Here is a 19,840-nt window from a genome sequence, read left to right as displayed (position 1 = left end):
CGGTAAAAAAATTTTATTTGCAACGCTTGAAATAGATTCGGCCGACCCTATTTTACTTACGAGCAGGCGGCGAACCTGCCCGAAATGAGCTTTTGAATAGAGACTGTATTCAGGAGGTTATGATGATGACCGTACGCAACTTCTCCCTGATCCCTTCCTTAAGCGACGCGCTGTTTTCAGACCGTTTCAACCGTATGGATCGGCTGTTCAGCCAGCTGACCGGCGACACGCCCGTAGCCGCTACGCCCGCCTATGATATTCGTCGCGTAGATAAAGATCGCTATGCGCTGGCGATGAGCGTACCCGGCTGGAAAGAGAGCGAGCTGTCTATTGAAACGGTAGGCGGACAGCTAACCATTTCCGGTAAGAGGGAAGAGCAGAAAGAAACGGAAAGCGCAGAAAATGGCTGGCTGCATCGTGGCATCAGCCGTGCCGACTTCCGTCTTAGCTACACGGTGCCGGAGCATGTAAAAGTCACCGGCGCGAAACTGCAGGACGGCATTCTTGCTGTGGATCTGTATCAGGAAATCCCTGAAAGCGAAAAACCTCGCCGTATCCCTATCACTCACGGCCAGCAGGCAATTGAAAGCCAGCAGGCTATTGAGCATCAGTCTGCGTAAAAGCTTTGTGGCATAAAAAGACCGCTATCTTTTGGTAGCGGTCATTTTTTAATGAAACGCGCGGAAAGCTATTATTAACGGGACAATGCCGGATGCAAAAATCCTCCGGCATTTTTGAAAGCGCGATTTATAATTTAATGGCGAAAATATCAGGCGTTAGAAGCTATAGCCGAGGCCGATATTAAAACCGTTGACAGAATGGTTTTTATCGCCAGCATTAAGGCGAGAGCCTTCATAACCGATATCAATGGCCAGATACTCTACCGGGTTGATTTGCAGGCCGATGCCGTACATCAGAGAGGCTTTATTTTGATTGCCGGACTCTTCTCCCTTGTTAATATACCCTCTGTCACCCTCATAATTATTCCATTTTGAGCGATAATCCAGCTTGTTATAATTTAACCCTAATAATCCATAGGCGCTGATATACTCATTGAAACGATATGTTGGGCCAGCTGCGAAAGAGTAATATTTTAAATCGATATGGTTATTTATTATATCCCGGTATGCCATAGAAGTACTGTTTTCTTTACCGCTCATATAAGTAAAGGAGCCAATAATTCCAAAAGGTGAATTCCACTCGTAACGGTATTTAAGGTTAACTCCTCTGATATTTTTAAAATCCTGCACTTTGCTTTGTGCGTAACCGATGCTGAAGGTCTGTTGATCGGCATTCGCGGTCGCGCTGAAACCCAGAGTTGCAAAAACAATGCTGACAATAGCCAGATTTTTCATAAATCATCCTTAATTTAAAATTGACATTGTGTTACAGATTCAGCTAAAGGGCGTGCTTACTATAAAGATTGAAGATGCCTGTATTTCTGCTGAAACAGCTGCATAATAACATGGTGATATTTGCTTTGGGAAGGGTGAGATTTAAATTATGATCCAAGTCTTATTTTTATTTCATTGTTTTTTGTCATGATAATCAATAACCTTTGTCTGGATTTTCTGTTGTTTTGCTTGGTTTTTAACAAAAAAATAGCATTACTTAACGTAAATGGCATAATTTGTTATTATTTTAAAATGCTTATACTTATTGTGTGTCGATTATCCTGCTGTCATAAATCACTGTCCTGAAGGTTAATTATGTAAAATCCGATTTATATAGAGTTTTACGCGGACCTGTCTCGCCTGATGCAGGATAAAAACAGGGGGCTTAACGGTATGTGTTATTTATAATGCTGGTGCGGAAACCGACCTGAATTTTATCCTGTTCTTTATAGCGCGGAATGCTGATAATCCTTGCCGCTTTGCAGGTTAGTCTCAGTCTGAAAGGGTAGGGGAGAATAATTGATTTTTCCGAGTCGCCTCGCATTTTAATATTGTCTTTTCAGTGAGTTTGCATGGGGGAGGGTGTATATTTAAACAGATAAAAGCAGGAAGAGTAAAAGTGGATAGATGATTTTTAGCGCGGCGATATTGGGCTGGACCCCTTTACCGCCGCTAACCACAAGCAACTATGAAGGAGTTGATCATGGCTGAGCATGATATTAAGCCAGAGGCGGGTATTTCCAAAGCATTACGTAAACTGAAAGTGGGATATACCAGCATACGTCACGAAAATCGTTCAACCGGTATGACCACATACTACAGCCAGTGCCCCACCATTAACCTCAAAGGTCACTGGCTGGAAGAGGCGGGGTTTGCGACCGGGCAGGCGGTTGAGGTACGGGTGCTGCCCGGCTGTCTGATCCTGAGCCTGTGTGAACCGGCGGCGGAATTGCCCGCCGAACCGGAGGTAGTAAGCACGCTGCGTAAGGCCTGTAAAAAGCTTTCGGCTCACAAGCAACAGCAGGTTGAGGAGTTTATCCGGGTAATTGCCACGCCGCAAAAGCGGCCCCGTAAAATCCCGGAAGGGACGATTGAGTGGCGGCCTGTCTGAGGTAACGGACTGGTTATAAGGTAAAATCCCGGCGTTTTGGCCGGGATCCCTGTTTATTGAGGATCTGACGGGGGAGATTTTCGGCTCTTAATTTTGTTTATCAAATCAGTACGCCATCTTTATAACCCTCAACAATGGCTTTAGTAATATTTGCGCCTTCCGGTAAATCACCTTTCGCATTCTTACTCAGCGCGGCACTGGTTTCTTCCATGGTTGCTCCGGCATCAATCATTGAGATTCCCTGCGTTGAAGCTGCCTGGCCGTATCCCATTAGCCCGCCTGGCATTGAAAGGTTATTGTTTTCGGACGAGTTTTTCCCAGCCTGCGCCCCGGCAACAGCATTACCGGTACTGTCACCAGCAACGCCTCCGGCAAGACCTGTCGCCAGCGTGCCCAGCGCGCTGATGGTCTGTTTCTCCGTTTCAGTCAGGTCACCGACGTCTTTACCCGGATACAGCTGTTTCATCACCAGCCCGGCCATCAGCTCGCCGCTGACCGCGCCCGCTGCGCCCGCCAGCGCCGAGTTGCCGGATGCGTAAGACGCTACCGCCCCGACGACCGCGTGGGCCATCGCTTTCGCTTCCGGGTTACCTTCCGTCAGGGTATGGATTTGCTCCGCCAGTTAAGGTCTTGCCGCACCGCTGATGGCCTGACCGATGTTGCCACCCGCCAGGCCCTGTATCGCCGCCGTCGCTGCCTGAATACCCTGTTGCAGCGCGCTGCCGGTGTCGAACGGCGCCATCGCGTTGTTGTACGCAACAAATATTAAAAACCTTTAACCCCAAAATATCGAAGCATGGCAATCCCTACTCCCATTATACCTCCTCCACCGGCCCCAACTTTCAGGTAGTGCCATGCTGATGTCAGGTCAAAATTAAAACTTCCAAGCATCACATACTCAATGATAAGTAAAAAAACATATGCAATTTCAGCTAAAAGTATCCCTGCCAAGATTGAAAATAAAGTGAAAAGGATATTGATCATTTTTTATCTCCATTACTGCTTGGAGATGATATTTTTTCGATTCCTTTACCTGTTACTTCAGAGAAAACAGAACCACCTAAGTCCCCAAAAGAACTGGGAACATTGCTGGGTGTTATTTCTTTTGAAATCCCAAATCCTCCTTTAATATCAGTATATTTTTGAAGCGTTGGATTGAATTTCGGATCCCAGCCACCTTTCCACCAGTTTGCCCCGGCATTAACTCCCCATGAGAGTCCTTTACCAATGCCATAGCCGATACCAGATCCAGCACCATTGATGAGCGCACCAGACAGTGAATCTTTGTCATCAATCCAGTTACCCAGCGCACCACCTGACGAATTTTTCCCGCCAGGATGCTCAGCTTCAGCTCGCCGCTTTTCAGATCCTGTGAAGGCGCCAGCACGCGAGTGGTGATATAGCCGTGATCGATCAGGCGGTTTTGCAGCGCGCTCATCAGCAGATTAATGCCTTTCCCGCCCAGACAGTGACCAACAGCCTGACCGGCGATCCGCTGCAAAGGCAGCCAGTGCGGTAGCGCGCCTGTTCCCGTCAGAACAACCCGATTCAGTGGGAAACAGGGCTTTTCCTGGGGAAAGACCAGCCGACTGAAACCTGAGGCCGGTGGCGTAAGGCGTACGTCCGGCACCGTGGGCCGCAACTGCTGCTCCAGGGCATTTTGCCGCTGCAAAATCAGCGGTTCGTTAGCGGGCGTTACGGCGGGTGTTTTTAATGGCAACATTGCCGTTGTGAAAATGAAGCTGTAAAGGCAAAGCGGGGCGAAACGATGGCCGAAAACCAACATTGACGAATCCTTGTCAAATAATTAGTTAATTAATAAAGAATTTTTCAGCGTAACGATCGAGGGTCGATCGGGCAGCGTAACTATATCGCCTTATGATAAGTAGGGTTTTTCTGATTTACAATCAGAAATATTGTCTGGTCAGGAAGGTGAGGGGCCGAAGCCGATCCTGCTTTCGGCCAGAACTAAGGAAGCAGCGCTTCAGAGAAAGGCGATCGGCCCCTTCCTTACAAAGGGGCGATATGTTTTTCTATCCGCTGCATAGCGGCCTGCCAGGGACACAGCGTGCCTGGGGCCATTTGCCTGCATCCCGGAAACGTCAGCTCGGTCAGCAGCGGAGGGTGCTGCTTATCGAGTGGCGTAAGCTCGCGCAGCTGGGCAAGGCTTTGCGCCTGAAAATAGATGCGGATAAAACGCTCGCCCTTGTATCGCCACCGTTCGAATACCAGACTGCCGCCGGGCGGAATATTGCCGTGCGGATAATCGGCCTGCTGCCAGCGGAAATCCAACAGGGTACGCAGCCAGGCGATATTGATATCATGAGCGACATAGAGCAGCCAGCGCACGTCCGGCGGCGCGTCGGTTGCTCTCTCTCCGGTCGCGCCTGCGCGCAGCGCGCTGGCAATCTGGCTCATCAGCCCTGAAGCGCCGCGGCTGGCCAGCGTGGGCAAATCGTTGGTGTAATCATATTTAGCGCTCAGCAGCGGCAGCAGCGCGGCCAGTTCCGCCTGATTATTAACCTTGCCAAAGGCCACTTCGCTAAGTGGCTTGTTTTCGCTCCATTCCAGCCGCAGCGTTTCCGCCATTGCAGCCAGCGTATCCAGTCCCTGAATGCCGACCGTGCCGTTCGACCAGGTGGCAAGCTGCCAGGGCTGGCTGAAAACAGGGCAGGGCCGGGCGGGCTGACAGACGGCTTTTTTTAACGCGTCGATTTGCGGTTGCAGCCGCCGCTGCGCGTCTGCCAGGCTGCCGCCCATCGCGCGTAGCGCTTCCTGACGATGCGTCGCGGCCTGCTCCTGGCTGACTTTCTCGTTGGGAAGCTGAAACAGCGAGGCCGCCATGACATGTGCCGCAATGTCGCAGCCCGGAAAAGCCGCCTCGGCTAACACCTGCGCTGTGGCCCGGGTACGCTGCATCGGACTGGCTATCAGGTGAAAATCCCGTTCCTTCGGGCAGCCTTCGCCCAGCAGGCCCGCTTCACGATAGTAACTGCTCTCGTAACGTCCTTTCAGCCAGGCTGCCGTATAGCCGTGACCGGTCAGGTTACCGTCTGCGGTCAGCCAGTCGGGCCAGCGCCGGGCCGAACCGTTTTCAATAGCTCGTCGGTTATCCGGCGAAGGCGGGCGAACGCCATGTCGGCTGACTTCCACTACCTTTTCCAGCACGTAGTCCGCCTGTACGGGCTGGCTAAAAAAAGCCGTGAGGCCAGCAAAAAGCACGGCCGCGGAGAAAAACTTGTACATCCATACATCCTTAAAGATTCGTGCTGCCAAAAGCATCCTGGTGACTATTCAATCTGTAGGGAGCGAAAAACGCAGCTTCGCCTGCTATAACACCTGAATATCCCTCTCAAAAAACAGGCTGACAGAGTATTACACTGCGGGCCGCACTTTTTGCTACAAGAAATCGGCTTGTACAACTTCAAAATAGCTGTACACATTTGCCGAAACTGGTTAACTTAAGCGCAGAATTATTTAAACACGTTTTAACCTACCAACTGAAGGGGGCTGTATGCGTCAGGATGGATTTAACCCGAAAACTGAAGGTGATATCAGTCGCTACTTCAGTGAAGCGATGATGCCCTCTCAACAGGAAACGTTGGGGCAGATCGTGGTGGAGATTCTGCGTTCGGGTAAAAATATTAACCGCAAGGCGATCTGTTCTAAACTGCTGAGGCGGCTTGAACTGGCCTCCGATGCGGAACAGGAAAAGCATTATCACGAGCTGATAGGCATGTTGTTTGGCCGTGAGGACTGAGTTTCAAAGCCTGGATGATGATTACCAGACGTCCTAACTTTTCTGCTCGGCCCGGCCTGCTTTCCCGCCTGGCCCTTTGATCGGCGGTGGTTGGCAAACCTGCTGCCTCCCAGGGTTACTTCCGGGAACTGTGGCTATTTATGTGCCCACATCACTGATACAGAGAAGCTGGTATGTACAGAAATGACGATGAAAAACTGATTGATATAGTGCTGGGTGAGGCCGTACTGGTGCTGTTAAAAACCGATGCTACCATCAATAACGCCGCGCTGATCCGTCAGCTGCAGGCGATGGCCGCCGTGGAAAAAAGCGCTGCCAGGCACCGTGCCTGCAAACAGGCTATTATCGATGTCAGAAATAATATAAAGACTGGTAACAATCGCTATACGCACGAAATTCGAGACGTGGATAACGTGACGCACCTTTTTACCAGCGAAGGCCCGCCGGACGGCACCAAAAAACATTGAGTCAATTCAGGTGGGGATATCCCGCCCTTTATAAAGGCGAATACTATGCAGCAGCACTCTTCAGAGCCGGGCATCCTTGAACATTTTCAGGGAGAAGGTGATTTACTGGCTCAGGAAACCAAAGTTATCGGCGCCGTGATCAGAGAAATTGCGGCAGCCGGTGGCTACGTAACGAACAAAGCGATTATCCTGAAGCTGATTGAAAAGCTGGAAAACACCTCTGATGTCGTCCAGCTGGATATCTTCCGCCAGGCGCTGGAAGTGGTGGTGGCCCGCACGCCTGACGACGCATAACCTTCACCCACATCCCAGGCGGCTTATGCAGATCGGCAAAAAGCCATAGCCGAAGCCTGCTGCCTGGGACAGTTGAAAAAAGGGGTTGTGCAGGGACTATAAGGGGTTAATGGAAGCGGTCGAGTATCGATCGGAAAGCGCGCTGAATAGCGGCCTTCATGTTTTCGTCTGTAGCTTGTGCGCTGTGGATCTGAAGTCTAATCAGGATGTTATGTCGTCCTACCGGTTCGCCGCTTTCCAGCAGCTCTGCTACGGCTCTGCCGATGAGGGCACAGATTTCTGAAGAATACGCCTGCTCTTTTTTGGGCACTCTCTTCCCTCTTTGAACTGTACTGGTAAACAGACTATCACAGCCCGCCGCGGCGTGCTGTATATTTAACCTGGTGCGCCCGCATCAAAAGCTTAAGCCGCCTGAATTGCCCGCATAAAAAAAGCTCGCCGAAGCGAGCTTTATTCAGCAGTCTGCAAAAAGATATTACAGCTTGCCAGCGTTCTCAGACAGGTATTTCGCTACGCCGTCCGGAGAAGCGCCCATGCCTTCTTTGCCTTTTTCCCACTGAGCCGGGCACACTTCGCCGTGCTCTTCGTGGAACTGCAGCGCGTCAACCATACGCAGCATTTCATCAACGTTACGGCCCAGCGGCAGATCGTTAACAACCTGGTGGCGAACCACACCGGCTTTGTCGATCAGGAAAGAGCCGCGCAGCGCAACGCCTGCATCCGGATGCTCGATGCCGTAGGCTTTCTGGATTTCACGTTTGATATCCGCAACCATCGCGTATTTTACTTCGCCGATGCCGCCTTTATCGATTGGGGTCTTACGCCATGCGTTGTGAACGAACTCGGAGTCGAAAGAGACGCCGACCACTTCCACGCCGCGCTTCTGGAATTCTTCATAACGCTTGTCGAAAGCGATCAGCTCAGAAGGGCAAACAAAAGTGAAGTCCATTGGCCAAAAGAACACAACGGTGGCTTTACCAGCGGTGTGTTTTTTAAAGTTAAAGTTTTCTACGATTTCACCGTTGCCCAGCACGGCTGCGGCGGTGAAATCAGGGGCCTGACGAGTTACGAGAACCATAGTCACTCCTGTAAGGATAAATTAAGGGAAACGGCCGCCAGTATGGGGCGGGATAGCGTTGTAAACCAGCGATAACCGCCGATTTCTCTGATAGGCTTTACCTATCAAAAAGCTTTTTTATTCAATGTGTTCGCCAACAATAACCTTTTTCAGCAAAAGGGCAAGCGGCAATCGTGGCTACAGTAACTGCTGGCGGGCTTTTGCCATCATCTGCGGATAAAACTGCCGGAAAACAGCGTCGAGCTGTTGATAATTATCAACAAAATCCTGATAGCAATCTGCCAGCGCGGCCAGGCGAGGACGGCGGCTGGCCATCCCGGTCAGCACGTTTTGCAAATAGGGCGCTTCCGCATACTTTTCCATCCAGCGATCCGTCCACAGATAGCGATTCAGATGCTGGAAACGCTCCGGCGTGGTGGCAAGGTGCGGGCCGATCTCCGTCCGCGCCTGACGTAAAAAATACGGTAAGGCCGTTTCCGGCACGATCTCATCCCAATGACGGGATAAAAAGTGATCCCAGATGACGTCCAGCGCGATAGGCGATACGCGATAGGTTTCGGGGCGGAAAAAACCGCGTGCGACCCGGACTTCCGGCAGGGCGTCGGTCATGACGTCAACGCGTCGGTGCAGCAAAATGCCGGCGGCAACGTTATCAGGCCAGACGTCACGCGGATTGCCGCGCACGAAGTCAGCCATCAGGTTGCCGAGCAGGGAGCTGTTGGCCAGCCGCGCCAGATGAAGGTGAGCGAGAAAGTTCATCGCGGCAGTATATCGGCTTCTGACGTGTCGGGATACCGTTGATAGTGGCGTGCAGAGCGCATCGACGCCCGTTGGCGGACGGTTTAACCGATAGATGCGGCGAATGGTTCAGAATTGGCGGGTTTTCAGCTAGAATGTGCGCCCTGATTTCCCTGACTGTGAATGACCATGCGCGTTGCCGATTTTTCTTTTGAGTTGCCCGAATCTTTGATTGCCCACTATCCGCAGGCCCAGCGCAGCGGATGCCGTCTGCTGTGCCTTAACGGCCCGGACGGCGCGCTGACCCACGGGGTGTTCACCGATTTACTGGATTTGCTCAATCCGGGCGACCTGCTGGTTTTTAACAATACGCGCGTGATCCCGGCGCGTATTTTCGGACGTAAAGCCAGCGGCGGCAAAATCGAAGTGCTGGTTGAACGGATGCTGGACGAGCATCGCGTGCTGGCCCATATTCGCGCCTCTAAAGCGCCGAAAGCGGGCGCCGAGCTGCTGCTTGGCGACGACGAAAGCGTCAAAGCGACGATGGTTGCCCGTCACGACGCGCTCTTTGAGCTGCATTTCGACGACGAGCGCGCCGTGCTGGATATTCTGGACGCCGTCGGCCATATGCCGCTGCCGCCTTATATCGATCGTCCTGACGAAGACGCGGATCGCGAGCTTTACCAGACTGTTTACAGCGAACGTCCCGGCGCGGTGGCTGCGCCTACTGCTGGCCTGCATTTTGACGAACCTATGCTGGAAGCGCTGCGGGCGAAAGGGATTGAAACCGCTTTCGTTACGCTGCACGTCGGCGCGGGCACGTTCCAGCCGGTACGCGTGGACAGCATTGAAGATCATATTATGCACGCCGAGTATGCTGAGGTTCCGCAGGAAGTGGTGGATGCGGTGCTGGCGTGCAAAGCGCGCGGCAACCGTGTCGTCGCCGTAGGCACAACTTCCGTGCGCTCGCTGGAGAGCGCGGCGGCGGCGGCCAAAGACGCGCTGATTGCGCCGTTCTTCGACGACACCAAAATTTTTATTTATCCCGGCTATGAGTATCAGGTTATTGATGCGCTGGTCACCAATTTCCATCTGCCGGAATCGACGCTGATTATGCTGGTTTCCGCTTTCGCGGGCTACCGTCACACCATGCACGCTTACGAGCAGGCGGTAGCGGAGAAGTATCGCTTCTTCAGCTATGGCGACGCGATGTTTATCACCCGCAATCCGCAGGCGATAAACGAGCAGGTCGGTAAATAATGCCATAACCGGCTTTGTCCGGTTGCGACGCCTGCGCCCGACCGGGGCGCAGGTCAACTCTTAAGCATCAGACTGTTTCTCTGATGGAGGCAACGTGAAGTTTGAATTAGATACTACTGATGGGCGCGCGCGCCGTGGCCGTCTGGTTTTCGATCGCGGCGTGGTGGAAACCCCGGCCTTTATGCCTGTGGGCACCTACGGCACCGTAAAAGGCATGACGCCGGAAGAAGTGCAGGATACCGGCGCGCAGATTATTCTCGGCAACACTTTCCATCTGTGGCTGCGTCCCGGCCAGGAGATCATGAAGCTGCATGGCGATCTGCACGACTTTATGCAGTGGAAAGGGCCAATCCTGACCGACTCCGGCGGTTTCCAGGTGTTCAGCCTGGGCGACATTCGCAAAATCACCGAAGCGGGCGTGCATTTCCGCAACCCGATTAACGGCGACAAGATCTTCCTCGATCCTGAAAAATCGATGGAGATCCAGTACGATCTCGGTTCCGATATCGTGATGATTTTCGACGAATGCACGCCTTATCCTGCCGACTGGGATTACGCCAAACGCTCGATGGAGATGTCGCTGCGTTGGGCGCAGCGCAGCCGCGACCGCTTTGATTCGCTTGAAAATAAAAACGCGCTGTTCGGGATTATTCAGGGCGGCGTTTACGAAGATTTACGAGATGTCTCCGTAAAAGGACTGGTAGAGATCGGCTTTGATGGTTACGCTGTGGGCGGCCTGGCGGTCGGCGAGCCGAAAGAGGACATGCACCGTATTCTGGAGCACGTCTGTCCGCAGATCCCTGAGGACAAACCGCGCTATCTGATGGGCGTCGGCAAACCGGAAGATCTGGTTGAAGGCGTACGTCGCGGTATCGATATGTTTGACTGCGTGATGCCTACCCGCAATGCCCGTAACGGCCACCTGTTCGTGACTGACGGCGTGGTGAAAATCCGTAACGCGAAATATAAAGATGATACGGCGCCGCTGGATGCGGAGTGTGATTGCTACACCTGTCGCAACTATAGCCGCGCCTATTTGTATCATCTGGATCGTTGCAACGAAATACTGGGTGCGCGTCTTAACACTATTCATAACCTGCGCTACTACCAGCGTCTGATGGCTGGTTTACGCAAGGCTATTGAAGAGGGTAAATTAGAGCACTTTGTTACCGAATTTTATGCGCGGACGGGCAAAGCGGTTCCGCCGTTAAACGTCTGATAATTAATCAATGAGGGAAAATTAATGAGCTTGTTCATTTCTGATGCAGTGGCTGCTGCGGGTGCGCCAGCACAGGGAAGCCCGTATTCGCTGGTCATCATGCTGGTGGTTTTTGGTCTGATCTTCTATTTCATGATCCTGCGTCCACAGCAGAAACGTAGCAAAGAGCATAAAAAACTGATGGATTCCATCAGCAAGGGTGACGAAGTGCTGACCACCGGCGGCCTGGTCGGACGCGTAACCAAAGTGGCGGATACCGGCTATGTAGCTATCGCGCTGAACGAGACGACGGAAGTTGTGGTCAAACGTGATTTCGTGGCTGCCGTTCTGCCGAAAGGTACGATGAAGGCGCTGTAATTTTTTGTTTTCCCTAAGGGAACTGCCGTGTTAAACCGTTATCCTTTGTGGAAGTACATCATGCTGATCGTCGTGCTTATCGTCGGTCTGCTCTATGCGCTTCCCAACCTGTATGGTGAGGATCCGGCTGTTCAGATCACCGGCGCGCGCGGAAGCGCCGCCAGTGAACAGACGCTGAATCAGATCCAGAATGCTTTAAAAGAAGAGAAAATCCAGAGCAAATCCATTGCGCTGGAAAACGGCGCTATCATGGCGCGCTTCGCTAACGGCGACGTGCAGCTGCGCGCTCGTGACGCCATCATCAAAACGCTGGGCGAAGACTACGTTGTCGCGCTCAACCTTGCTCCAGCCACGCCAGGCTGGCTGAGTATGCTGGCCGCAGAACCGATGAAACTCGGTCTCGATCTGCGCGGCGGCGTGCACTTCCTGATGGAAGTCGATATGGATACCGCCCTGGGCAAGCTCCAAGAGCAGAATATCGATAACCTCAGAAGCGATCTGCGCGACAAAAATATTCCCTACACCAACGTGCGTAAAACCGATAACTACGGTCTGGAAATTCGTTTCCGTGACGCACAGGCGCGTGACGACGCCGTCAGCTATCTGACCGGCCGCCATCGCGATCTGGTGATCAACGCCAGCGGCAGCAACCTGCTGCGTGCGGTCATGTCGGATGACCGCCTGCGTGAAGCGCGCGAATATGCGGTTCAGCAGAACATTACTATCCTGCGTAATCGCGTGAACCAGCTTGGCGTTGCCGAACCGCTGGTGCAGCGTCAGGGCGCTGACCGCATCGTGGTCGAGCTGCCGGGTATTCAGGATACCGCGCGTGCTAAAGAGATCCTGGGCGCGACCGCCACGCTGGAATTCCGTTTGGTTAACACCTCCGTCGATCCTACCGCTGCCGCCAACGGCCGCGTACCGGGCGATTCCGAAGTGAAAAATACCCGCGACGGCCAGCCGGTAACGCTGTACAAGCGCGTGATCCTGACCGGTGATCACATCACTGACTCGACGTCGAGCATGGATGAGTACAACCAGGCACAGGTTAACATCTCGCTGGACAGCGCGGGCGGCAACATCATGTCCAACTTCACCAAGGATAATATCGGCAAGCCGATGGCAACGCTGTTTGTGGAATACAAAGACAGCGGTAAGAAAGACGCCAACGGTCGCGCTATCCTGGCGAAGCAGGAAGAAGTGATTAACGTCGCGAATATCCAGTCTCGCCTGGGCAACAGCTTCCGCATCACCGGCATCAGCAATCCAAACGAAGCGCGTCAGCTGTCGCTGCTGCTGCGTGCGGGCGCGCTGATTGCGCCAATCCAGATTGTGGAAGAACGCACCATTGGTCCAACCATGGGCGCGCAAAACATTACTCAGGGTCTGGAAGCCTGCCTGTGGGGCCTGATCGCCTCTATCGTGTTTATGGTGGTTTACTACCGTAAATTCGGCGTGATTGCGACCACTGCGCTGGTGGCAAACCTGGTGCTGATTGTGGGGATTATGTCTCTGCTGCCCGGCGCCACGCTGACCATGCCGGGTATTGCCGGTATCGTGCTGACGCTGGCGGTCGCCGTTGATGCTAACGTACTGATTAACGAACGTATCAAGGAAGAGCTGAAGAACGGACGCTCCGTTCAGCAGGCGATCCATGAAGGCTACAGCGGCGCGTTCTCCAGTATTATCGACGCCAACGTCACCACGCTGATCACGGCTATTATCCTTTATGCTGTCGGTACGGGATCCATTAAAGGCTTCGCTATCACCACGGCTATCGGTGTAGTGACCTCTATGTTTACCGCTATTGTCGGTACCCGCGCCATCGTCAACCTGCTGTACGGCGGTAAACGCATCAACAAGCTGTCTATTTGAGGAGTGCGTTGTGGCACAGGACTATAGCGTTGAACAACTGAACTACGGCCGTAAAGTCCATGACTTTATGCGCTGGGACAAGCTGGCCTTTACTCTTTCCGGCCTGCTGCTGATCGCCTCATTTGCGATCATGGGCCTGAAAGGGTTTAACTGGGGTCTGGATTTCACCGGCGGTACGGTGATTGAAATTACCCTGGAGAAACCGGCCGAGCTGGATAACCTGCGCGGCGCGCTGGAGAAAGCGGGCTTTACCGATCCGCAGGTGCAGAACTTCGGCAGCAGCCGCGACGTGCTGGTGCGTATGTCGCCGCACGAAGGCAACGCGGGCCAGGAGCTGGGCAACAAGGTCGTCAGCATTATCAATCAGGCGACGGCGCAAAACGGCACCGTGAAGCGCATTGAGTTTGTTGGCCCAAGCGTGGGCAGCGATCTGGCGCAGACCGGCGGCATGGCGCTGCTGGTGGCGCTGATAGCCATCCTGGTTTACGTCGGTTTCCGCTTCGAGTGGCGACTGGCGTTAGGCGCCGTGCTGGCGCTGGCGCATGACGTGATTATCACCATGGGCATTCTTTCTCTGTTCCATATTGAGATTGATTTGACCATTATTGCGTCGCTGATGTCGGTTATCGGTTACTCGCTGAACGACAGCATCGTGGTATCGGACCGTATTCGTGAGAACTTCCGCAAGATCCGTCGCGGTACGCCTTACGAAATCTTCAACGTCTCGCTGACGCAGACGCTGAGCCGTACCATTATGACCTCCGCCACCACGCTGGTGGTGGTGCTGATGCTGTTTATCTTTGGCGGCGCGCTGCTGGAAGGCTTCTCGCTGACCATGCTAATCGGCGTGTCCATCGGGACAATTTCATCTATCTACGTGGCTTCGGCGCTGGCGCTGAAACTGGGGATGAAACGCGAGCATCTGCTGCAGCAGAAAGTGGAGAAAGAGGGCGCCGATCAGCCTTCGATTCTGCCTTAAGCTTTCCGCTGTTAAATAAAAAGCGCCGCATCTGCGGCGCTTTTTTTATGGTTTCGTCTGGGCCACAACGTCATGAACCCGGACATAGCCCAGCTGTTCCGGCGGCAGATTGCTCAGGCGCAGCGGCACCGTGACTTCGCTACGAGGCAGCAACGAGGCCGCCACGCTGAAGGTCTGGCTCTGGCTGTTTACCTGTAGCGGTTTGCCGGTAGTCGGATCCAGCTCGCCCCATTCTACCGTTGCGCTGAACGCAGGCAGATTGTTGTCGCCGGCAGAGCGAATATGCAGCATCGCCCGCGTGCCGTTGGCTTCATTTTCTATATGGCTCAGCGACAGCTTCACCTCGCCCAGCTGGCTTTGCAGCGGCACGGCCGTATTGGTGGCCGGCAGCAGCCAGGCGCCCTGGGTAGAATTGCCGTTAAGCATATTCTGCCGCGTCAGCGCCGTTGCCTGCTCGGTAAGCTGCTGCATCTCATTGTTGAGCTTGCCCACCTGGTTATGCAGCTTGTTGATCTGCGGCTGCTGCGGTGAGGCGCAGCTTGCCAGCAAAACAACCAGCGGCAGCAGCGAGGCCTTTTTCAGGTATCCGGCCATAGTTGCCTACTGAGGAATGCGTAAGGTCTGACCCGGATAGATCTTGTTCGGATCGGAGAGCATCGGCTTGTTAGCCTCAAAGATTTGATTGTACTTGTTCGGATCGCCATACACTTCTTTCGAGATAGCGCTCAGCGTGTCGCCTTTCTTCACCGTATAGAATTTTGCTTCGGTCGCGGTTTCAGCCACCTTCACGTTATCCTCAACGTGGGTGATACCGGCTACGTTACCGGCCGCTACCAGGATTTTTTCCTTCAGCTCTTGCGAAATGCTGTCGCCGCTGATGCTGGCCTTATCGCCATCCACCTTAACGTCCACCTTGTCGCTGCCCGGCAGGCCCAGCTTGTGGATATATTCTTTCAGCTTCGCGCTCTGGTCTTCACCAGCGCCGCTTACGGAATCCCACAGCTTCTCGCCAGCTTCTTTTACAAAGTTAAATAAACCCATATTTCCTCCGGCTAATCCTTGTTTTTAAAAAAGTTACGCCTGAGCGTTCTCTCATTATAGCGGAAGAACGAGGAGATACCTGGTCAGATGCCAGACAAAGCGATACGGCAGGGGAAAGAAGGGCAACCCGATATTTTGTTGCTCGCCACTTCGCGCTACACTGTGTTCACTTTTCCAGGATCCAGGAATTATCATGCATTGCCCGTTCTGTTCTGCTGTGGATACCAAAGTTATCGATTCCCGCCTTGTGGGGGAAGGAACCTCGGTGCGCCGTCGCCGTCAGTGCCTGGTGTGTCATGAACGCTTCACCACTTTTGAAGTGGCCGAGCTGGTGATGCCGCGCGTGGTGAAAAGCAATGATATCCGTGAGCCCTTCAATGAAGACAAGCTGTGCAGCGGCATCATGAAGGCGCTGGAGAAGCGGCCGGTCAGCTCGGACGACGTTGAAAACGCCGTCAGCCATATCAAAAGCAAGCTGCGCTCCACCGGCGAACGGGAAGTACCCAGCAAGATGATCGGCAATCTGGTGATGGACGAGCTGAAAAAGCTGGATAAGGTGGCCTATATTCGCTTCGCCTCGGTTTACCGCAGCTTTGAAGATATCCGCGAATTCGGCGAAGAGATCGCCCGCTTACAGGATTAAGGCATGGATGAAATCTATATGGCCCGCGCGCTTGAACTGGCCAGGCGCGGACGCTTTACCACAACGCCCAATCCGAACGTAGGCTGCGTTATTGTACGCGACGGGGAGATTGTCGGCGAAGGCTACCATTTTCGCGCAGGCGAACCCCATGCTGAAGTTCACGCTCTGCGTATGGCTGGCGAAAAGGCGCGCGGCGCGACGGCTTACGTCACGCTGGAGCCCTGTAGCCACCATGGCCGCACGCCGCCATGCTGTGAGGCGTTGATTGCCGCAGGCGTAGCCCGAGTCGTCGCCGCCATGCAGGATCCCAACCCGGAAGTGGCGGGGCGCGGCCTTTACCGCTTGCAGCAGGCCGGTATCGAGGTCAGCCACGGGCTGATGATGCAGGAAGCGGAAGCGCTGAATCGCGGCTTTCTGAAGCGGATGCGCACCGGCTTTCCCTGGGTGCAGCTGAAGCTGGGCGCGTCGCTGGATGGCCGTACGGCAATGGCAAGCGGCGAAAGCCAGTGGATCACCTCGCCAGAGGCGCGACGCGACGTGCAGCGCCTGCGGGCGCAAAGCGCCGCGATCCTGACCACCAGCGCGACGGTGCGGGCGGACGATCCCTCGCTGACCGTGCGCTGGGACGAGCTGAACCAGGACGTGCGCGCAATCTATGCGCAGCAGGATTTACGCCAGCCGGTCAGAGTGGTTATCGACAGCCACAATCGCGTTACGCCGCAGCATCGGCTGATTTCCCAGCCGGGGGAAACCTGGCTGGCGCGTCAGCAGCCCGACGGGCTAAGCTGGCCGGATAACGTGCAACAATTTTGCGTGCCGCGCCTCAATGGGCAAACCGATCTGGTTTCCCTGCTGATGCTGCTGGGACGCCGCCAGATCAACAGCGTCTGGGTAGAAGCAGGCGCTGCGCTTTCCGGTGCGCTGCTGAGCGCGGGCGTGGTTGATGAGCTGATCGTTTATCTTGCGCCGAAATTATTGGGCGATGCGGCACGCGGTTTGTGCCATCTGCCCGCTTTAGCACAACTTGCTGAAGCGCCGACGTTTATATTCAGCGATAGTCGTCAGGTTGGGCCAGATTTGCGCCTGACGCTGACGCCGCGATAGCGCTCTGCAGAAAAGCGGAAGCAGAGCGTTAAAGAGTGTGATAGAATCCGCCCCCCTGCGGGGCCATAACAAACCCTGAAAGGAAGATTATGAACGTTATTGAAGCTGCTGTTGCTACTCCTGACGCGCGCGTGGCCATTGTTATTGCGCGTTTCAACAATTTTATCAACGACAGCCTGCTGAGTGGTGCCCTTGATGCGCTGAAGCGTATCGGCCAGGTAAAAGATGAAAACATCACCGTTATCTGGGTGCCGGGCGCCTATGAAATGCCAATGACGGCGCGTGCGCTGGCGAACGCCGGCAAATACGACGCGGTTGTGGCACTGGGCACCGTGATCCGCGGTGGCACCGCCCACTTCGAATATGTTGCTGGCGAAGCCAGTTCTGGCCTGGCCAGCGTCGCTATGAACAGCGATATTCCGGTTGCCTTTGGTGTTCTGACGACGGAAAACATCGAGCAGGCCATTGAGCGCGCCGGAACCAAAGCGGGTAACAAAGGGGCGGAAGCCGCTCTGACCGCACTTGAAATGATTAACGTATTGAAAGCCATCAAAGCCTGATTTTAAGGGGAATTTTGTGAAACCTGCTGCTCGTCGCCGCGCCCGTGAATGTGCTGTCCAGGCGCTTTACTCCTGGCAGTTGTCAAAGAACGACATCTCTGATGTCGAATACCAGTTTCTGGCGGAGCAAGACGTCAAAGACGTTGATATCAGCTATTTCCGCGAGCTGCTGGGCGGCGTTGCGACCAACAGCGCGTACCTTGACGGCCTGATGAAGCCTTACCTTTCCCGCCAGCTGGAAGAGCTGGGTCAGGTGGAGAAGGCGATTCTGCGCATTTCGCTGTACGAGCTGAGCAAGCGCTCCGACGTTCCCTACAAAGTGGCTATTAACGAGGGGATTGAGCTGGCGAAAGTGTTTGGCGCTGAAGACAGCCACAAGTTCGTTAACGGCGTGCTGGATAAAGCCGCTCCGCATATCCGCCCCAACAAGAAGTAATCCTCTCAGGCCGGTCTTATCCGGCCTTCTTCCTTTTTTCTGCTGGAAAGCATTATGGCATGTGGCGAATTTGAACTTATCACGCGCTATTTTGATCGCATAACTAGCTCTCGTCGTGATGTGGAAAAAGGCATTGGCGATGACTGCGCCCTGCTTAACCTGCCCGAAAAACAGACGCTGGCGATCAGCACCGATACGCTGGTAGCGGGCGTACACTTTTTGCGTGACATCCATCCCGCCGATCTCGGTTATAAAGCGCTGGCGGTCAATCTCAGCGATTTGGCGGCAATGGGCGCCGATCCCGCCTGGCTGACGCTGGCGCTGACGCTGCCCGAGGTAAACGAAGCCTGGCTGAAAGAGTTCAGCGACAGCCTGTTCGAACTGCTGGATTATTACAATATGCAGCTGATCGGCGGCGATACCACGCGCGGCCCGCTGAGCATGACGCTGAGCATTCACGGCCTGGTGCCGCAGAGCAGGGCGTTGAAGCGGTCTGGCGCAAAGCCCGGCGACTGGATTTACGTTACCGGCACGCTGGGCGACAGCGCGGCAGGCCTGGCGCTGTTGCAGCACCATATCAAAATTAACGATCCCGCCGCGCATGAAGCCTTAATCAAACGCCACTTGCGCCCGATGCCGCGCATTCTGCAAGGGCAGGCGCTGCGCGACCTGGCCAGCGCCGCTATCGATATCTCCGACGGGCTGATCTCCGATTTGGGGCATATCCTGAAAGCCAGCGGCTGCGGCGCTCGTCTGCATCTGGATGCGCTGCCGCTTTCTGGGGTGATGAAAAGCCATTTTGACCCGGAGCAGGCAATCAGCTGGGCGCTGAGCGGCGGTGAAGACTACGAACTCTGCTTTACCGTCCCGGAAATCAATCGCGGCGCGCTGGACGTGGCGCTGGGGCATTATGGCGTGCCTTTTACCTGTGTAGGCCAGCTGGCGCCGCAGTCAGAAGGGCTGGTACTGCTGGAAAACAACCGGCCCGTCGAGCGCAAACTGAAAGGATTTGATCACTTTGGATAAGCACGAGGCGAAAAAACGCCTGAAGATGAGCAATCCCTGGCACCTGCTGGCAACCGGTTTTGGCAGCGGATTAAGTCCGGTGGTGCCCGGCACCATGGGATCGCTGGCGGCTATTCCTTTCTGGTATCTGATGTCGTTTCTGCCGCCGGATATCTACTCTCTGCTGGTGATGTTCGGCATCTGCATCGGCGTTTATCTCTGCCATCGCACCGCGAAAGATATGGGCCTGCACGACCACGGCAGCATCGTCTGGGACGAGTTTATCGGTATGTGGATCACGCTGATGGCGATCCCGGTGAACAGCTGGCAGTGGGTGCTGGCCGGATTCGTGATTTTCCGCATCCTGGATATGTGGAAGCCGTGGCCGATCCGCTGGTTTGACCGCAACGTCCACGGCGGCATGGGCATTATGATAGATGATATTGTCGCCGGCATTATTTCCGCCGGTATTCTCTATTATGCCGGGCACCATCTGGCGCTGTAGCGAGCCGTGTAAAA

Annotated in this window: 24 protein-coding genes and 2 pseudogenes; 16 read left to right on the top strand and 10 right to left on the bottom strand. The window is 54.3% G+C overall.

What is annotated here, in order from left to right; genetic code table 11:
* The first annotated feature begins 125 nt into the window (after window positions 1-125).
* A complete protein-coding gene (locus QZH36_RS07450) occupies window positions 126-620 on the top strand; it encodes an Hsp20 family protein (protein WP_301729928.1) in 495 nt (164 codons plus the stop codon).
* A 156-nt stretch (window positions 621-776) separates the two neighbouring features.
* Here QZH36_RS07450 and QZH36_RS07445 read toward each other — a convergent pair whose 3' ends face one another.
* Window positions 777-1,355, bottom strand: a complete 579-nt coding sequence (locus tag QZH36_RS07445) for an Ail/Lom family outer membrane beta-barrel protein (RefSeq protein ID WP_301729893.1) — start codon at window positions 1,353-1,355, stop codon at window positions 777-779.
* A gap of 742 nt (window positions 1,356-2,097) precedes the next feature.
* Between QZH36_RS07445 and QZH36_RS07440 the strand changes: the two genes are divergently transcribed.
* Entirely contained in the window at window positions 2,098-2,505 is a 408-nt protein-coding gene (locus tag QZH36_RS07440) for a SymE family type I addiction module toxin (RefSeq protein WP_301729892.1), read from the top strand.
* Window positions 2,506-2,605: 100 nt separating this feature from the next.
* On the opposite strand, the gene QZH36_RS07435 is transcribed toward QZH36_RS07440, so the two are convergent.
* From QZH36_RS07435 to QZH36_RS07420, 5 genes and pseudogenes are all read right to left on the bottom strand, one after another.
* On the bottom strand, window positions 2,606-3,076 hold the full coding sequence (locus QZH36_RS07435) for a VENN motif pre-toxin domain-containing protein (protein ID WP_301729891.1): 471 nt from the start codon (window positions 3,074-3,076) through the stop codon (window positions 2,606-2,608).
* A gap of 194 nt (window positions 3,077-3,270) precedes the next feature.
* Entirely contained in the window at window positions 3,271-3,489 is a 219-nt protein-coding gene (locus tag QZH36_RS07430; RefSeq protein WP_301252302.1) for a hypothetical protein, read from the bottom strand.
* Window positions 3,486-3,836, bottom strand: a pseudogene (locus tag QZH36_RS21475) (VENN motif pre-toxin domain-containing protein); the annotation flags it as partial. The pseudogene QZH36_RS21475 and the gene QZH36_RS07430, both read right to left, overlap by 4 nt.
* Window positions 3,818-4,228: pseudogene (locus QZH36_RS07425) on the bottom strand (POTRA domain-containing protein); the annotation flags it as partial. The pseudogenes QZH36_RS07425 and QZH36_RS21475, both read right to left, overlap by 19 nt.
* A 287-nt stretch (window positions 4,229-4,515) precedes the next feature.
* Window positions 4,516-5,751 (bottom strand): histidine-type phosphatase, encoded by a 1,236-nt coding sequence (locus QZH36_RS07420; RefSeq protein ID WP_301252307.1) that lies wholly within the window; start codon window positions 5,749-5,751, stop codon window positions 4,516-4,518.
* A gap of 268 nt (window positions 5,752-6,019) precedes the next feature.
* Here QZH36_RS07420 and ycgZ point away from each other — a divergent pair, with 268 nt between their 5' ends.
* From ycgZ to QZH36_RS07405, 3 genes are all read left to right on the top strand, one after another.
* The gene (gene ycgZ, locus QZH36_RS07415; RefSeq protein ID WP_253455081.1) at window positions 6,020-6,265 is read left to right on the top strand and encodes a regulatory protein YcgZ; all 246 of its coding nucleotides are present in this window, start codon (window positions 6,020-6,022) and stop codon (window positions 6,263-6,265) included.
* A 173-nt stretch (window positions 6,266-6,438) separates the two neighbouring features.
* Entirely contained in the window at window positions 6,439-6,732 is a 294-nt protein-coding gene (locus QZH36_RS07410; protein ID WP_253455080.1) for a hypothetical protein, read from the top strand.
* Between the two features lie 45 nt (window positions 6,733-6,777).
* The gene (locus QZH36_RS07405) at window positions 6,778-7,026 is read left to right on the top strand and encodes a biofilm/acid-resistance regulator YmgB/AriR (RefSeq protein ID WP_125288395.1); all 249 of its coding nucleotides are present in this window, start codon (window positions 6,778-6,780) and stop codon (window positions 7,024-7,026) included.
* A 475-nt stretch (window positions 7,027-7,501) separates the two neighbouring features.
* Here the strand turns inward: QZH36_RS07405 and QZH36_RS07400 are convergent, their stop codons facing one another.
* The gene (locus QZH36_RS07400; protein WP_125288397.1) at window positions 7,502-8,104 is read right to left on the bottom strand and encodes a peroxiredoxin C; all 603 of its coding nucleotides are present in this window, start codon (window positions 8,102-8,104) and stop codon (window positions 7,502-7,504) included.
* 177 nt (window positions 8,105-8,281) lie between these two features.
* Complete coding sequence (locus tag QZH36_RS07395; protein ID WP_301729890.1) at window positions 8,282-8,863, bottom strand: ACP phosphodiesterase; 582 nt, start codon at window positions 8,861-8,863, stop codon at window positions 8,282-8,284.
* A gap of 168 nt (window positions 8,864-9,031) precedes the next feature.
* Here QZH36_RS07395 and queA point away from each other — a divergent pair, with 168 nt between their 5' ends.
* The 5 genes from queA (at window position 9,032) to secF (ending at window position 14,532) form a co-directional block, all read left to right on the top strand.
* On the top strand, window positions 9,032-10,102 hold the full coding sequence (gene queA / locus QZH36_RS07390) for a tRNA preQ1(34) S-adenosylmethionine ribosyltransferase-isomerase QueA (protein ID WP_301252336.1): 1,071 nt from the start codon (window positions 9,032-9,034) through the stop codon (window positions 10,100-10,102).
* A 94-nt stretch (window positions 10,103-10,196) separates the two neighbouring features.
* Window positions 10,197-11,321, top strand: coding sequence for a tRNA guanosine(34) transglycosylase Tgt (tgt, locus tag QZH36_RS07385; RefSeq protein WP_125288399.1), 1,125 nt, complete (start codon window positions 10,197-10,199; stop codon window positions 11,319-11,321).
* Between the two features lie 24 nt (window positions 11,322-11,345).
* Complete coding sequence (gene yajC / locus QZH36_RS07380; RefSeq protein WP_125288400.1) at window positions 11,346-11,678, top strand: preprotein translocase subunit YajC; 333 nt, start codon at window positions 11,346-11,348, stop codon at window positions 11,676-11,678.
* Window positions 11,679-11,705: 27 nt separating this feature from the next.
* Complete coding sequence (gene secD / locus QZH36_RS07375; protein ID WP_301252315.1) at window positions 11,706-13,553, top strand: protein translocase subunit SecD; 1,848 nt, start codon at window positions 11,706-11,708, stop codon at window positions 13,551-13,553.
* 10 nt (window positions 13,554-13,563) lie between these two features.
* The gene (gene secF / locus QZH36_RS07370; RefSeq protein ID WP_253455077.1) at window positions 13,564-14,532 is read left to right on the top strand and encodes a protein translocase subunit SecF; all 969 of its coding nucleotides are present in this window, start codon (window positions 13,564-13,566) and stop codon (window positions 14,530-14,532) included.
* A gap of 45 nt (window positions 14,533-14,577) precedes the next feature.
* Here secF and QZH36_RS07365 read toward each other — a convergent pair whose 3' ends face one another.
* Window positions 14,578-15,126 (bottom strand): SadB/YajI family lipoprotein, encoded by a 549-nt coding sequence (locus QZH36_RS07365; protein ID WP_253455076.1) that lies wholly within the window; start codon window positions 15,124-15,126, stop codon window positions 14,578-14,580.
* A 6-nt stretch (window positions 15,127-15,132) separates the two neighbouring features.
* Window positions 15,133-15,573, bottom strand: coding sequence for a peptidoglycan-binding protein LysM (gene lysM / locus QZH36_RS07360; protein WP_125288404.1), 441 nt, complete (start codon window positions 15,571-15,573; stop codon window positions 15,133-15,135).
* Between the two features lie 193 nt (window positions 15,574-15,766).
* On the opposite strand from lysM, the gene nrdR reads away from it, so the two are divergent.
* From nrdR to pgpA, 6 genes are all read left to right on the top strand, one after another.
* A complete protein-coding gene (gene nrdR / locus QZH36_RS07355) occupies window positions 15,767-16,216 on the top strand; it encodes a transcriptional regulator NrdR (protein WP_125288405.1) in 450 nt (149 codons plus the stop codon).
* A gap of 3 nt (window positions 16,217-16,219) precedes the next feature.
* Window positions 16,220-17,320 carry a bifunctional diaminohydroxyphosphoribosylaminopyrimidine deaminase/5-amino-6-(5-phosphoribosylamino)uracil reductase RibD gene (gene ribD, locus QZH36_RS07350; protein WP_253455074.1) on the top strand — a complete coding sequence of 367 codons (1,101 nt, stop codon included), beginning with the start codon at window positions 16,220-16,222 and terminating at the stop codon, window positions 17,318-17,320.
* 89 nt (window positions 17,321-17,409) lie between these two features.
* Window positions 17,410-17,880, top strand: coding sequence for a 6,7-dimethyl-8-ribityllumazine synthase (gene ribH, locus QZH36_RS07345; protein ID WP_125288407.1), 471 nt, complete (start codon window positions 17,410-17,412; stop codon window positions 17,878-17,880).
* A gap of 16 nt (window positions 17,881-17,896) precedes the next feature.
* Window positions 17,897-18,316, top strand: coding sequence for a transcription antitermination factor NusB (gene nusB / locus QZH36_RS07340; RefSeq protein ID WP_125288408.1), 420 nt, complete (start codon window positions 17,897-17,899; stop codon window positions 18,314-18,316).
* 54 nt (window positions 18,317-18,370) lie between these two features.
* A complete protein-coding gene (gene thiL / locus QZH36_RS07335) occupies window positions 18,371-19,342 on the top strand; it encodes a thiamine-phosphate kinase (RefSeq protein WP_301729889.1) in 972 nt (323 codons plus the stop codon).
* Window positions 19,335-19,826 carry a phosphatidylglycerophosphatase A gene (pgpA, locus tag QZH36_RS07330; protein WP_369896327.1) on the top strand — a complete coding sequence of 164 codons (492 nt, stop codon included), beginning with the start codon at window positions 19,335-19,337 and terminating at the stop codon, window positions 19,824-19,826. The genes thiL and pgpA overlap by 8 nt, the downstream gene beginning before the upstream one ends.
* Window positions 19,827-19,840 lie beyond the last annotated feature (14 nt).

Origin of the sequence: Erwinia wuhanensis (assembly GCF_030484085.1) — a bacterium.
In the GTDB taxonomy this organism is placed as follows: domain Bacteria; phylum Pseudomonadota; class Gammaproteobacteria; order Enterobacterales; family Enterobacteriaceae; genus Erwinia; species Erwinia aeris.
The sequence above is the reverse complement of the archived record's forward strand: the minus strand, read 5'-3'. Positions and strand labels throughout refer to the sequence as shown.